This window comes from Paenibacillus sp. FSL H3-0329, assembly GCF_037963285.1.
GTDB classification, from domain to species: domain Bacteria; phylum Bacillota; class Bacilli; order Paenibacillales; family Paenibacillaceae; genus Paenibacillus_AQ; species Paenibacillus_AQ odorifer.
In genome coordinates, this window is the sequence record NZ_CP150150.1 from 3,972,234 (window position 1) to 3,986,517 (window position 14,284).

Genomic DNA, 14,284 nt, shown 5'->3' on the forward strand with positions numbered 1-14,284 from the left:
TATTGTCGTAACCTTAGAATCGGTTCACTATTTTGCTGTTGACTTTGACCTTAGGGTAAGGTGTTAAGTAGAGCTAGAACCAAACATCGATGTTTTGGCTTGGAAGCTTAATTAAAACGAAAAAAGGAGATGACTTTTTGCTGTCGATTGGAGAATTCTCGAAGATATGCGAAGTTTCTACGAAGACGCTTCGATATTATGATGAGATCGGATTAATTCATCCCGATGAGATTAACCCTGAGAACGGTTATAGGTATTACTCCATTAAACAACTTAAAAAAATGCTTTTTATCAATCGTCTGAAAGGTTATTGTTTCTCGCTGGAAGAAATCAAAGACATTTTACAATGGGAACAGAATCATTCAGAAGAGAAGCTCTACTCAGCCCTTAATCTCAAGAAAAAAGAAATACAGGAGAAAATAAGCGCTTATGAATACACCTTACAACAAATCAATAGTGATGTTTTAAATTTGGAGAAAGGTATTCCCATGATGTCCTACCTGAATGAGATAAAAGTAGAGCTTGTTGAAACTCAGCCTATGAATATTCTTTTTATGCGTCAGATGTTGAGCAGTGATGACTATGCGCTAGGTTATGGACATTATTTTAGCAGGCTATATGAAAAAATCGCCACGGAAAAACTCACTTTGCTCGGTACGCCAATAACGATATATCACAGCCATGAATATAATCCAGCCGGAAATGATACAGAGTTTGCTCTCCCCATAAAAGAGGGTGTAAAAGGTACAAGAGATTTGCCTGATGCTCTTTGTGCGAGATCTGTTCTTAAAGGCACCTATTCAGAATTGACCTCGGTCTATGCTCAGCTGAGAGAATGGATAGAAAATGAAGGTTATGAATGGGTGAACTCACCTTATGAAATCTACTTAACGGACCCGACACAGGTTGCTGTGCCTGAGGATCTGGTTACCGAGGTCTATTTTCCAGTAAAGAAAAAAAATTCATAAAGGAGTAACTTTCATGCTCAAAAACAATTATCCAACTTCAGATTGGCAAATCTCAGCCCCCGCAAACTTAGGAATGGATGCTGATATGCTTTCAGAACTAGAATCGAAGATCAAATCCGAGTATAGCAATATCAATGGGATTGTTGTGGTAAGAAGTGGAACTATCGCTTATGAAAAATATTATAATGGCGCTAGCCCGAATGACACACATCATGTGGCCTCTGTAACAAAAAGTATCATATCCGCGCTCATAGGCATTGCCTTAGAGGCTGGCTTTATTAACAATGCAGATCAAAAGGTACTGGAGTTTTTCCCGGACTATGTTCCAAACGCTGCTCAAGATCCGCAAAAACAAGAAATCACCTTACGCCATCTCCTGACGATGACCGCACCTTATGCTTTTGCAGATTGGCACGAACCGCTGGAGCAAATGTGTATGCAGCCTGACTGGGTAAAATATACGCTGGATATGCTAGGCCAACAAGGAACAATTGGGGATTACAAATATTCTACCGCTGGAGCACATCTGCTTTCTGCCATCATCACGCGCAGCACTGGACAAAGTGCCCGTGAGTTCGCCAACGAACGTTTATTTAAACCTATCGGAATGAATGAAATCCCGGATTATGAGATGAGCTCATTTGGGTTCGATGATTTGTTTGGGGTTAATGTGAAGGGGTGGGTGGAAGACCCCAATCGTATCACCACAGGAGGTTGGGGACTTACGTTGTCTCCACGCGATATGGCGCGTTTTGGTTTATTATATTTGAACCGTGGACAATGGGAGAATAATCAGATCATTTCGGAGACATGGATTGAGGAATCAACAGCGATGAACCCTAATCATTACGGTTACTTGTGGTGGCTACGCGAAGAAGACGGGGTTTACACCTACTCAGCGTTAGGTGATGGTGGTAATGTCATTTGCTGCATTCCAGAAAAAAAACTTGTCGTAGCTATCGCCTCAGAATTCACACTTCAGCCTCGTGACCGGTGGCCTCTGATTAAGGATTGTATTATTCCGTCTGTTGTAGAGTAAAGAAGATAGAAAACATGCTGGTTGCCACTACTTTATTAACAACTAGTAGAGCAACCAGCTGTCTACACTCTAAATCATTTTGCTTCATGGAAAAATAATATCGCCTTCGTTGCTGCTTACATCAAAAAATCCTACTTTGTATTTTATAGCCAACTCCCGCATCGCCATATAAGCTTCCTCAGCTACAGAATAAGCGAAAGCTGCATAGATGACGGATGAGCCAAGTGAGTAGTCAGTCAACCGGTTATCCGTTCCGGCTTCCTCCATCGCCTCAAAAATCTCGTCCTCTACATTCATATTAGGAAATTGCTCAGACAACTCACTATAAAAGCGTTGCAACGCCTCCGATAAAACTGATGGATCATTATAGGCATGGTCTTCCGACCACTGCACTTGCTGTTCATACCACTCCATAAACGCTGCTCTCTCTTGCGGTGCTTTAGACGTCTCGAATGCCATCAAATCATAGCTCATTTAAAATCCTCCTCTATAGCTATTCTAGCCTCAGCCAACTCTTCTGGTAGAGTAAAGTATCCGAGAAATCTTTCACCCCTGTTACTCCTTGAACCGTTGTGTTCTCCTTACAAACATCAATAGATTCTTGTTTCGCGACTTGATTTCGACTAGCTGAACAACAAGCCCGTATATTCTCTGACATGATTTACCTCCAATCTGGGATCGTCCCGGCTCTGTCTAAAAAAAAGCTACCCCAAGAATGCCAGAAGCAACGATAATGGTGAGCGGATGCAGCTTATATTTCATTAAACCATAAAGTGCAGCGAATACAATGATCAACATGCCAAGGGTCTGCCAAGTAATAAAAGCATGTTCCACGCTATTTAAGCCAAAACGAATCACAGCATAGGCAATCAAGCCTGTAATCACTGGCCGCAAACCATAAAATAACGTTTTAATCCATTGACTATCCCTCACCCGATAAAAGAAGACAGAAATAACAATGATGATTAAAAATGAGGGCAGAACCATGCCTAATGTTGACACAATCGCTCCTTCCATTCCGGCTATACGATATCCGATTAAGGTTGCACTGTTCGTCGCAACAGGACCAGGTGACATCCCTGCGATGGAAACTACCTCTTGAAATTCCCCTTCGGATAACCAACCCCCAGCCATGGCTTCATGCTGAATCATCGGAATGATGGCGTACCCTCCTCCAAAAGACAGAAGACCTATTTTTATAAAAGTGAAAAATAAATTCCAAATCACATCGCTTCCCCCTAGATGTAATACTCCGGATAATTCGATTCTTCATCAGAAGCTTTCAAGGACTCCTTCTCCGTTCGAACTTGGAGCCCTAAGAGCTGTTTAATTTGCAGATATACAAACCCAATACATAAACCAACTGCAATCACGTAAATGGGATTAATTCCGAAAACCAGTAAAACAACCGGTATAACTAACGCCGTAACTGCGGTAGTCTTGTCAATTATAGCGTTCTTGGCCATTCGATATGCAGCTACTAGGATCAAAGCAATAACTGCACCATTAATCCCTTTCATAGCGGCAATGACTTTTGGTTGGTCGGCCAGTTGGGAGTACACGGCGCTAAGCAAACAAACAATGATAAAGGTCGGAATCGTTATCCCTGCGATTGCAGCAATCGCCCCCGTCACACCAGCAAGACGATAACCAATGAATGCCGCTGCATTTACACCTACACCACCAGGTGCAGCACCAGCTAAAGATAGAATTTCATCCATCTCTTCTTCACCCAGCCATTTTCGTTTAGCGGAAATTTCCCGTTCGATCATAGGGATCATCGCATAACCTCCCCCGAAGGTTACTGGACCAATTCGAACAAATACCCAAAACAACTGAAACAGTAGACTTATCCTCAGGTCTGTATTCGGTATCATATTTGTTTTCATAGTTGTTCTCATGGAATCCACCCTTTTATAATCTGTCGTAATTTCATTATATCACTTTTTCCCAAAATGGAATTAAGTTTTTTGAACGGTAAAATACAACCAAGGGTTTATGAGTTATACTATATTCATGTTAATAAATACAAACTATATAAAAAACGATCTTACAAGTTCATCCTATATATAGCTTGGAGGTATATCGTGGAAAAGCGCTCGACACAAATTCCATCACCAAAAAAACTCCTATACGACCGAATCGCCGAACAAGGCACTGTTTCCAAGTTAGATCTTCTACAGACATTTTCACTTACCAAAAGCACAATGACGCGGATATTGGATGAGATGACCGAAGAAAGCTTGCTGATAGAAAGCGGATTTGGAGAATCTAGCGGCGGCAGAAGACCTATTTTATACCAGATCAATCCTTTCTACGGTTATATAATCGGTTTAGAGATTTCCAGGGTGTATTCTTCTCTTGGTTTATTTGATATGCAAATGAACCCAAAATCAATTGTTCACTGGCGAATGGATCAGGCATTCACACCTGAAAGATTTATAGATCATATCAGTAATCAAATACGCGCTTTCCTTCGGGACCATCAGTTAGTGGACAGTCAAATCATCGGGATAGGAATAGGGGCTGTGGGGCCACTTGATCGGGAACATGGCTTGATCCTAAAGCCGCTGCACTTCCCTTCTTCGGGCTGGAACAATCTTCCGATTTGCAAATTGGTGGAGGAACGGACGGGGTTCAAAGCTTGGTTGGACAACGGTGCCAATTCCGCATTGCTTGGGGAACGATGGTCTATCCGTCACGCAAACATTCAGCATATGCTTTATGTACATGCTGGAGCAGGACTCCGCTATGCGATGATGTCGCATGGAAGTATTGTTCATGGCACAATGGATATGGAAGATGCCATTGGTCAAATGATCATCCAGACAGATGGACCCCGATTAAATCATGACGGGAACTACGGGGCTCTGGAAGCATTTGTATCTGTGCAGGCCATAGAACAAAGTGCACGCTCGGAGGCGAAAATGGACAACGATCTGATCCTCCAAAGATATAAAGTGGCGCCTGAGAAGCTGACTTATGATGTATTGGTACAAGCCTTTAGAGACGGTAATCCACATGCGCGTGAATTATTTACCCAAGCTGCCAGCCATTTCGGGATCGGGCTCGCTAACGTTATCAACCTGTTTCATCCAGAGACCATCATTCTAGGCGGTGCGCTCATTCACTCTCACGAGTTGTTTTTCCAAACAGCGGTGGAGGTGGCACAGAGAAACACTTACCGTTATCCTGAATACCAACCTCACTTCTCCCTAGGTATATTAAAAGAAGAAGCTGTGGTGACTGGTGCGGCAATAATGGCGAGAAATCATATGGTTCTATAGCATAACAAAAAGGTTGTTCCCAATCCTTTGCATGACTGTTGGGACAACCTTATCTAGTCAAAGCTATAATGCCTGACAGCAATTTTTGAATTTCTTCCCGCTTCCGCAGAGACATGGATCATTTCGACCTGGAAGTGGTTTTGCACTTTTCCTGTACTCCAGCATCCGCTCCGATCTAAGTCGGTTCGCCAGTAATAACATGCGTTCATAGGCGTGTGAGTAGAACATTTTGTAACTATGGCAGAAATAATCAACCTCAGTCCGATCATTAACATCAAGCCAATTCCGGTTGCGCGGACATCCCCCATTGCAAAAGCTAAGGTACTCACACTTATAGCATGATTCATTCATATTGGGCTTCATTAACAAAAAATCATCATATACTGGGCTGGTTAGCAGCGCTTTCAGGTCAGTTTGGCCGATATTTCCTAACCTATGCTCTTCATCAATAAAGAAATCGCAAGGGTAGGCATCCCCGTTCGTTTCAAGCACCATCATCTTCGGGCAACATGAGTTGTGAACGCATAACTCTGCCTCACGATGCATGAATACAAGAAGCATATTCTCAAAAATACGAATAGGAAGCTCTGGATACCCACCGTTGTACCAAAGGTCAAATGTACGGCATAAAAAGACTCCGTATTGTTCAGGTGTAATTCGGAAACGTCCCGCTACATCACTTTTCTGAGAAACAAAATCCATGCAGGGGATAAACTGAATATTCGGAAAGGTATGTTCTAGATAAAATGCCATCAACTCCTCTGGTTTCGTCACGTTATCTTCATGAATCACCGTCAGAATACTATACTCCACACCCTCATTCTGTAAATGACGAATCCCACGCATAACTAGACTATAACTGCCTTTCCCCGAACCCGTTACACGATGAGCATCATGAATAGGCTCTGGGCCATCCAGACTAATCCCAACCAAAAAGTTATACCGTTTAAAAAATTTCGCCCATTTCTCATGGATAAGCGTTCCATTGGTCTGCAGTGCATTACTGATCATCGTATGAGGCGGAGCGTACTTAGCTTGAAATGAAATCACTTGTTCAAAATACGAAAGTCCGGCCAATAATGGCTCCCCACCCTGCCAAGAGAAAGTCGCTATCCCTGATGATCTTTTCATGTACTGAGCGATAAACCGCTCCAGAAGCTCCGTATCCATCACCCGGATCGGTTGCTGAGGATGTCCCCCGGCTGTACTGTAATAGCAATAATCACAGGCTAGATTACAATCCTCTGAGACGGTTTTCCACATGACATGAAGGGTCTCCTGCTTAGAGGTTTGTATACATGCAGTCATACGATTCTGCCCCTCCTATGTAATACTATCTTTGTAGAACCTAATTCCTATTTGTTCAATTAAATCATAGATCTGCAAGTCAACGATGAGTAAAACATCATAGCTGGTCGAATAACTGGGCATAAAAAAGCTGCACTCCCCATTGTCCGTTGGAACAAAGCAATAAGGGTGTGCAGTTTCTTTGTGGATGAGTCTAACTAACGGTAGTTAGAGACTAGTCTTATTAATTACGGACGTATTCTCTATTTGCTGTTTCCAACATGGATTTCCAATCCGCAAACTTCGTCTCCCTAACAACATGACGATCAAACAGTTCATCAGGTATGTCAGCAACATCTTCTTCTGTCTTTACTTGAAAGTTCCCTTTGGTTACAAACTCATCGAAACTTTTGTAATTGGAATACTTACTCATAAACGCTTCATTAAACAATTTCTCGAAAGAGATGTGATTGGGATCTTCTTGATACGTTTTCTGTCCTTGTAACTCATTCATTAATTCTTCCATGGTCATTGGTTTTTGTCTTCTCAAATTACCACTCCTAATTTTCTGTTATAGTTGTAGAATATCATGTTAATCCATAAATCACACGAATCCTAAGCTTACCATAATTTTGACGATTTCACCTTTCAAATTTCACTTAATATGCAAATAGTCTCCCTCTATACTTAAAATACAACAAAAAACCTTCCTTATTCATAAGGAAGGCTTCTTATTATTAGGACAATTTCACCAGGCTGTAGTTTTTCTTACCCTTACGGATAATGATAAAACGTCCGCCGATGGCTTCGCTGGCTGTAACTTCAAATGCTACATCGCTAACTTTTTCACCGTTCATGGAAATTGCGCCTTTGGTGATGTCTTCACGCGCTTGACGTTTGGATGGCTCAATTCCTAGATCTACCAGCCACTCCACGATATTTTTGGACTCCAATGTCGTTTCGTAGGTCGGCATTTCCTTGAAGCCTTGCTCGATCTCGTCAGCGGTCAGAGATTTAATATCTCCACTGAACAGAGCGGCAGTAATGCGTTTAGCCTGCTCCAGCAATTCCTCACCATGCACGAATCTGGTCATTTCTTCAGCCAGTGTTATTTGCGCTTCACGTTTATGCGGTTCGGTTTGCACCTTTTCTGCTAGTGCATCAATTTGCTCTTTAGAGAGGAATGTAAAGTACTTCAGGTATTTCACAACATCACGGTCATCTGTATTTGCCCAGAACTGGTAGAATTCAAAAGCTGTCGTTTTGTTCGGATCCAACCAAATGGCTCCGCCAGCTGTTTTACCGAATTTTGTACCATCGGCTTTCAGCATAAGCGGGATGGTAAGTCCGAATGCCACCGCTTCAGAACCTTCTTTTTTACGAATCAGATCTAAGCCACTTGTGATGTTCCCCCATTGGTCAGAACCACCGATTTGCAGCTGCACATCTTCATGCTGGAACAGGTGCAGGTAGTCCAGGGATTGCAGGATTTGGTAAGAGAATTCCGTAAAGGAAATTCCGCTGTCCAATCTGCTTGCTACAACATCCTTGGCAAGCATCGAATTGATGCTGAAGTTTTTACCATAGTCACGCAAAAATTCGATAACATTGATTTTATGCGTCCAATCGTAGTTGTTCACCATGCGGATTTGATTGTCGCCATCAGTCACGAACAATTTTTTCATTTGTGCTGTAAGTGCATCAACGTTGGCTTGGACTTGCTCCAGCGTTTGCAAAGAGCGCTCGGATTGACGTCCACTTGGATCACCGATCGTTCCCGTAGCCCCACCAATTAGAATAACCGGACGATGTCCTGCCAGCTGGAATCTTTTGAGCACCATGAATGGAATCAAGTGGCCAATATGCATACTGTCACCAGTTGGATCTACACCGCAGTACAGGGATACCGATTTTTGATTGGTCAGTTCTCTAAGCCCTTCGGCATCTGTTTGTTGATTGATGGCATCGCGCCATTCTAGTTCGTCGATAATATTCATTGCCTTACACCCCTCAAAATTAGTAGTTATCCTATAATGAAACATCAGTCCGCCAAGCGGAAACGGCTTTGCCCTCCTGATTAGGACGGTACCGTTTCAGCGAGAAATATAAGGATCATTGATGAAGTGAACCCTATAAATCCTTATATTTAAAAACAAAAAAATCGTCCCCTTGTCTATTGTAGACATAGGGACGATTGAATAACCGTGTTACCACCCAGATTGCACCCATGAAACGCTTATGCTCAAGCATACCATTGATACCACTCTTGACGAGATATCGTTCGCCATTCCGCTCGGTGTTACCCGAGATACTCCAAAGTGTAATTCGCAAGCTTAGTGTGTACCGGGTTTCATCAACCCCCGGCTTTCTGGAACAGGGACTAAGTTACTACTGGGCTCCTTCAACGTATATCGTATATAAGATTACAGCCAGTATAGTGAAATAATTCTTTTATGTCAACTATCTTCAGCAGAGAATGCCGTCACACACTTCTACTGTAAAGCGCTACTAGGCATTTCCACTTTTTTTCTGATACAATTACGAAAAAAGAGGTGAACGAATCCGCATGCTAGATCCTATCGATAACCATATTTTGATGCGGCTGGCCCAAAACAGCAGAATTTCCTATACTGATCTAGCTAAAGAAGTCAGTTTATCAAGTGTCGCGGTGAAAGACCGTATTGATCGGCTAGTCAATCAAGGGATTATTGAACAGTTCTCGATTGTCATCAGTGCTGAAAAGCTAGGAAAGAAAATCTCCGCCTACCTGGAACTTGAAGTAGAACCTGCTCATTTGAATCATATCGTCGACGTATTAAAAGAAAACGAACGTGTAGCTGTATTATACGAAATGACAGGACCTTGTATTCTGCATATTCACATCTTAGTTGAGAATCTTGAAGAGATGGAACGGTTTATGCATGAATCAATCTATTGTCTGGATGGACTGGTACGTGTAGAAAACCAAATTTTATTGAAACGCCACAAAAATCAAGACGGCTTAAATATATAAGAAAAAGAACCGCCTATAAAGACGGTTCTTTTCTCATCTGGATTTTTATTAGAATTATCAAATAATTGCTATTTCGTCCTACTCTGTCTTAGCCAGCTTAGCTTTATAAAAGTTCACGAAATATTCGCTGACCACAACCTTCTCATTCACAACACTTAATGGGGCTACAAGCTTCACTGTCTCTCCGTTGTAAATTCCCGTTGTCGCTCCAACCTTCATCTCCAGTACATTGCCATTGTAGCTCAGCGTAACTGTCTTAGTGGCTGGCTGCCAGCCAACCTTTGCTCCAAAGTTCTCAAAGCTGCTCCGTAAAACCACGGGCTTGCGCTCGGAATCGCCGAATTGACCTTTATCAATTAAGGCGTGAACGCCCCAGTTTCCATCCACCACTTGTGTAATTCCAAAATCAGCTGACACCGACATCAGAGAGTATGCTTCATCTTCGCTCAATTCCATTCCAGCCATTAAAAAATCTTTTGTTTTATGAGCGGCATCCTTCATTGCTTTGTCGATGGATGAGTTTTTAAAGATATCCGTCTGAGCACTAGCCCCCAGCTCCTCCAAATAATTAGCGTAGCTGAATCCATGCACGACCCACTCGTTCTCATTTTCAAGTAATGGGAAGTTTAAACCTTTCAGCTTGTTGTTAAGCGATGTTTTTTTATGAAGAATAACTTGTATATCCCCAGTGACCGATGTCTCAATCGCAGTACCGTTAATCTCCGAATCGCCTTGACCGGCATGCGGGTCACCGATCGACAGTAGTGCACCAGCTACGGATACAGGATAATACATCGTTGCACCTTCGGTAATCCGCCAATCATCTACGTTACCGCCGTTGTAAGAAGGTGGAACGGAGTCAACAACATCCGCTTCTTTCGGCGCCACACCCATTGTACCAAAGTGGAGACGCACCGGAATTTTCACACCTTTTAGCACACCGAAATTCTTATCAATCGTTTTATGGTCAACGATAACACCCGGGTAGTCAATTGTCGGGTGCACTTGACCATCCGGATCGGTTTGCACAGACCATTTGTAGTTATATACAGCTGTTGCATAATCTGTTCCACCCTCCGTATCCATCTCATAGATGGTTACTACCTCACGCTTTTTCGGCTCCTCCACCATATCTCCGTATAGATAACCCCAGTTCGCCGCGGCATTCACGCCATATGTTTTTCCAGCGTATTGTTCATTTCCATTAGGTCTCAGCTTCATGTCCAGAATCTTCACTTCCAGCACATCCCCTGGTTCAGCACCTTCTACTGCGATGGGACCCGTCATAATATGTACGCCTGGCCCGCGGAGCGCTTCGTTCTTCTCCCCTTCAATCCAGTGGAAAATATCCTCCACTCCCGCATCTCCTTTAATCATCCGCTCGTAATCATCACCAGAGTGATGTGTAATAGCCTCAACCGTTACGATGTCTCCCGAATGTACAGTCAGAGCTGGATCTCCCTTACCAATATTCCCCCATCGAACAGTCTCCGAATTCGCCTTCAGAACATGGGTTTTTGGCTTATACGCATCATTCGTTGTGTTAGCATACATGACACTGGATAACGAATTCACCACTAAAAACATGGATAACGTGACGCCTACATTACGAATTATTTGTTTTTTCATACGAAAATCCTCCCAATTAGTGTTAGTTTTTGTAACATTCGGTGTTTCTGAGTATAACAGATGACCTGAGGATTAACAATATAAATATTTTCACGAAGTTTGGTTTAAATAATAAATAGGAAGTAGTCTTTCTCTTGAATTATCCAAGTTAACTCCATAATAAAAAAACGCCAACACTTATTAGCCCATAGTGTTTGACGTTTGATTATCCAGTCTAAAGTGATGCACTAATTTTATTTTTGATCAGTAATACTTCTTGTAGCCCGGGTTACAATCCGCTTTGTTTCCTTGGTACCTGATAGGTTCAACCATTCATCACAAATTTGCTGTACCCATGCCGGATTGATTTTGCTAGCATCATTTAACCAATTGCTTACAGAATCCTGAACGTATTTTGCCGGATCAGAGTTAAGCGGTTCTAATAGCGGTAGGGCAATCGCTGGATTTTCTTTGAGCGCTGTAATATGCTTTGCCCATACCCCATGTGGGCGCGTCAATTCGACCGCAAATCTCCTAATATTCGCGTCCTGGTCATGAACCCAAGCCTTTAACGATTCAATGGACGCTTCCAGCTCGGCAATGACTGATTCCCTCAAAGCCATCCAAGAAATCTCACGCACCCCAAAATGACCATCCGCTGCAAAAGGACGGATTGCTGTTAGTTTTTGAACTAGACTCCATTGATGATTCTGCCCCACGATATAAGCAGCCCAGCAGCGAACACTATCGGAGTTATGATGAGCTAACACAGCAAATAGTCGGGAACGTTCCAGCTCTGATTTACAGTCAAATAGAAGCTGCCACTCACGTGAAATCACCGGGATGAGCTTCATGATTTTCTTTTCCGATAACGCATTCAGCCTTTGTAAAATTGGTTTAGCTTCCTGTTCAAAACCTAGCTCATTCAGTACATTTTCCAGCAATATAAGATGATCCACAGCAAGCCATTCCGTTAAATTCACGCTCTGTAAATATCCTTTATTCAGCAGTTCTACAATCTCAACGGGAATTTCAGTAACCTTCCGAGCGCCCTTCCTGCGTTCCATGGAAATCGTCCCTTCACTATGATTTGAAAGCTTAAATCACCTTCATGTCATAGCTAGGATACCGTTGTTTCTAAAAATGAAGCTGTAATCTCGTTTACAACTCGATAGCTATGTTATATTTCTTTCCAAAATCTTGTCTCGCTGGATATAGATAGTTCTGAACCCTGTCCGAATAACTTCCGCTTTCACCAATTCTTGTAATGCCACTGTTACAGCTTCTCTGCTGGCTCCAATTAAATTAGCGATTTCTTGATGCGATAGAGGAACATTAATTTTGTAACAATTATCCTTATGCTCAACCCCATGCTGATCCGCCAGCTTTAAAAGAACACACAATATTTTATCATGCAGATTTCCAATGGCTAGATTTTGAGTTAACTGACTCATACTTTTTATGCGGTCGCTCAATACTTGCAATAATGACATCATAAACCTAGGCCGGTGAGAGATGAATTCTTCAAACCTTCCAGGATCAATTGTGCAGATATGGCTTTCCTCAATCGTTTCAATATAATGTTCCTTCGTTCCAAAAGAAATCACACCCATTTCACCAAAAACATTGCCTTCATTAAGGATATCCGATGTAAATTGCTTACCGTTTGCATTTAATTGGTATAAACGAACCTTCCCTTTTTTCACAAAAAACAGTCCTTCAGAAAAGGTTGACGGTGTTTGGATATATGTATTTTTGGGGACTACTGTTATTCGCGTTAATTCTTCCATTTCAATTAGATCTTCCAGTCCTAACGATTGAAGCAAATTGAATTGAGATAAATAATGAATTTTATCCATTGCCCCTCCTGTATAAAACGTTATTCATTTCTTCAGTATACCTTACAAAAAAAGCCACGTCCTAAGGACGCAGCTTACTAAATTACCGATTACTTGCTTCCCAGCGCGCTACTTCTTCCCGAACACGTGGGGCCACTTCGGTGCCCAGCAGTCTAATCGCCTGCATAACATCCTCATGCGGCATCGTGCCGTGCGGCACATGTAAAAAGAATCGCGTAATTCCCACATGCTTGCGCAGATGAATGATTTTATTAGCAACAGTTTCTGGATCACCTACGTAAAGGGCGCCATCTAAGCTGCACGCTGCATCATAATCTGCACGATGGTACGGAGGTGTTCCTTTTTCCTTCGCCCGCACATTGGTCCGGGCATGCGTTGAAGGGAAAAATTTCTCCAGCGCTAACTGATTAGTCTCCGCTATAAACCCGTGTGAATGCGAAGCGATTGGAAATTTTGAAATATCATGCCCGGCTTCAGCTGCTGCTTTTTTGTAAAGCTGTACATGTGACGCATAATCCAGCGGTAGAACATTCCCTATAATCGCTAAAACAAAAGGCAAACCTAGTGATCCTGTGCGGATCGCAGACTCTGGACTTCCTGCACTCCCGATCCAAATCGGTAAAGGATCTTGAACCGGACGCGGATAAATCCCCAAATTTTCTATAGCTGCTCGGTGTTTGCCTTTCCAGGTCACTTTTTCTGACTTTTGGATGGCTAATAACAATTCCAGCTTCTCATTAAACAGTTCTTCATAATCCTTCAGATCATATCCGAATAGAGGAAAAGACTCTGTAAACGAACCCCGGCCGATCATAATCTCCGCACGTCCGTTCGAAATTCCGTCCAGCGTTGCAAAGTCCTGAAACACACGCACCGGATCGGCTGAAGACAGGATCATTACAGCACTGCTCAACCGGATCTTAGTAGTCAACGAAGCAGCTGCAGCCAGTACAACCGCAGGTGAAGATGCCGCATAATCATGCCGATGATGCTCACCTACTCCGTATACATCTAATCCCACCTCTTCGGCAAGTACAATTTCCTCCACTACTTCACGTAGTCGTTCTGCATGACTTATTGTCTCACCCGTTTGGACATCAGGTGTGGTCTCGACAAATGTGCTTACTCCAAGTTCCACTATTCATTTCCTCCTAATATTCTGCACGATGCATTATTCTCTGGATGTAAAAAACCATAAAGGGACTACCTAATTATAGACTAAC

15 protein-coding genes are annotated in these 14,284 nt (G+C 42.6%); 4 read left to right on the forward strand and 11 right to left on the reverse strand.

What is annotated here, in order from left to right:
• Window positions 1-137: 137 nt before the first annotated feature.
• Both NSQ66_RS17455 and NSQ66_RS17460 read left to right on the forward strand, forming a co-directional pair.
• The gene (locus NSQ66_RS17455) at window positions 138-968 is read left to right on the forward strand and encodes a MerR family transcriptional regulator (protein ID WP_076141902.1); all 831 of its coding nucleotides are present in this window, start codon (window positions 138-140) and stop codon (window positions 966-968) included.
• A gap of 13 nt (window positions 969-981) precedes the next feature.
• The gene (locus tag NSQ66_RS17460; protein WP_076141901.1) at window positions 982-2,007 is read left to right on the forward strand and encodes a serine hydrolase; all 1,026 of its coding nucleotides are present in this window, start codon (window positions 982-984) and stop codon (window positions 2,005-2,007) included.
• Window positions 2,008-2,091: 84 nt separating this feature from the next.
• Here the strand turns inward: NSQ66_RS17460 and NSQ66_RS17465 are convergent, their stop codons facing one another.
• The 4 genes from NSQ66_RS17465 to NSQ66_RS17480 are packed head-to-tail and all read right to left on the reverse strand — an operon-like array spanning window position 2,092 to window position 3,908.
• Window positions 2,092-2,481, reverse strand: coding sequence for a hypothetical protein (locus tag NSQ66_RS17465; protein WP_076141900.1), 390 nt, complete (start codon window positions 2,479-2,481; stop codon window positions 2,092-2,094).
• Between the two features lie 19 nt (window positions 2,482-2,500).
• On the reverse strand, window positions 2,501-2,665 hold the full coding sequence (locus NSQ66_RS17470) for a hypothetical protein (protein ID WP_170914271.1): 165 nt from the start codon (window positions 2,663-2,665) through the stop codon (window positions 2,501-2,503).
• A gap of 35 nt (window positions 2,666-2,700) precedes the next feature.
• On the reverse strand, window positions 2,701-3,234 hold the full coding sequence (locus NSQ66_RS17475) for a chromate transporter (protein ID WP_076141899.1): 534 nt from the start codon (window positions 3,232-3,234) through the stop codon (window positions 2,701-2,703).
• A gap of 11 nt (window positions 3,235-3,245) precedes the next feature.
• Entirely contained in the window at window positions 3,246-3,908 is a 663-nt protein-coding gene (locus tag NSQ66_RS17480) for a chromate transporter (protein ID WP_256717124.1), read from the reverse strand.
• Window positions 3,909-4,094: 186 nt separating this feature from the next.
• Between NSQ66_RS17480 and NSQ66_RS17485 the strand changes: the two genes are divergently transcribed.
• Window positions 4,095-5,294: an ROK family protein gene (locus tag NSQ66_RS17485; protein WP_036688209.1), complete on the forward strand. Its 1,200-nt coding sequence runs from the start codon at window positions 4,095-4,097 to the stop codon at window positions 5,292-5,294.
• Window positions 5,295-5,357: 63 nt separating this feature from the next.
• Here NSQ66_RS17485 and NSQ66_RS17490 read toward each other — a convergent pair whose 3' ends face one another.
• From NSQ66_RS17490 to tyrS, 3 genes are all read right to left on the reverse strand, one after another.
• Entirely contained in the window at window positions 5,358-6,602 is a 1,245-nt protein-coding gene (locus tag NSQ66_RS17490) for an anaerobic sulfatase maturase (protein WP_038571746.1), read from the reverse strand.
• A 223-nt stretch (window positions 6,603-6,825) separates the two neighbouring features.
• Complete coding sequence (locus tag NSQ66_RS17495) at window positions 6,826-7,113, reverse strand: hypothetical protein (RefSeq protein WP_036688213.1); 288 nt, start codon at window positions 7,111-7,113, stop codon at window positions 6,826-6,828.
• A gap of 205 nt (window positions 7,114-7,318) precedes the next feature.
• Complete coding sequence (gene tyrS, locus NSQ66_RS17500) at window positions 7,319-8,578, reverse strand: tyrosine--tRNA ligase (RefSeq protein WP_036688216.1); 1,260 nt, start codon at window positions 8,576-8,578, stop codon at window positions 7,319-7,321.
• 569 nt (window positions 8,579-9,147) lie between these two features.
• On the opposite strand from tyrS, the gene NSQ66_RS17505 reads away from it, so the two are divergent.
• Window positions 9,148-9,594: an Lrp/AsnC family transcriptional regulator gene (locus NSQ66_RS17505; RefSeq protein ID WP_038571749.1), complete on the forward strand. Its 447-nt coding sequence runs from the start codon at window positions 9,148-9,150 to the stop codon at window positions 9,592-9,594.
• Between the two features lie 78 nt (window positions 9,595-9,672).
• On the opposite strand, the gene NSQ66_RS17510 is transcribed toward NSQ66_RS17505, so the two are convergent.
• From NSQ66_RS17510 to NSQ66_RS17525, 4 genes are all read right to left on the reverse strand, one after another.
• On the reverse strand, window positions 9,673-11,223 hold the full coding sequence (locus NSQ66_RS17510; protein WP_051491568.1) for an acetamidase/formamidase family protein: 1,551 nt from the start codon (window positions 11,221-11,223) through the stop codon (window positions 9,673-9,675).
• 233 nt (window positions 11,224-11,456) lie between these two features.
• Entirely contained in the window at window positions 11,457-12,269 is an 813-nt protein-coding gene (locus NSQ66_RS17515) for a DNA alkylation repair protein (protein ID WP_038571752.1), read from the reverse strand.
• Between the two features lie 108 nt (window positions 12,270-12,377).
• A complete protein-coding gene (locus NSQ66_RS17520; protein WP_038571755.1) occupies window positions 12,378-13,061 on the reverse strand; it encodes a Crp/Fnr family transcriptional regulator in 684 nt (227 codons plus the stop codon).
• Window positions 13,062-13,143: 82 nt separating this feature from the next.
• A complete protein-coding gene (locus NSQ66_RS17525) occupies window positions 13,144-14,199 on the reverse strand; it encodes an LLM class flavin-dependent oxidoreductase (RefSeq protein WP_038571758.1) in 1,056 nt (351 codons plus the stop codon).
• Window positions 14,200-14,284 lie beyond the last annotated feature (85 nt).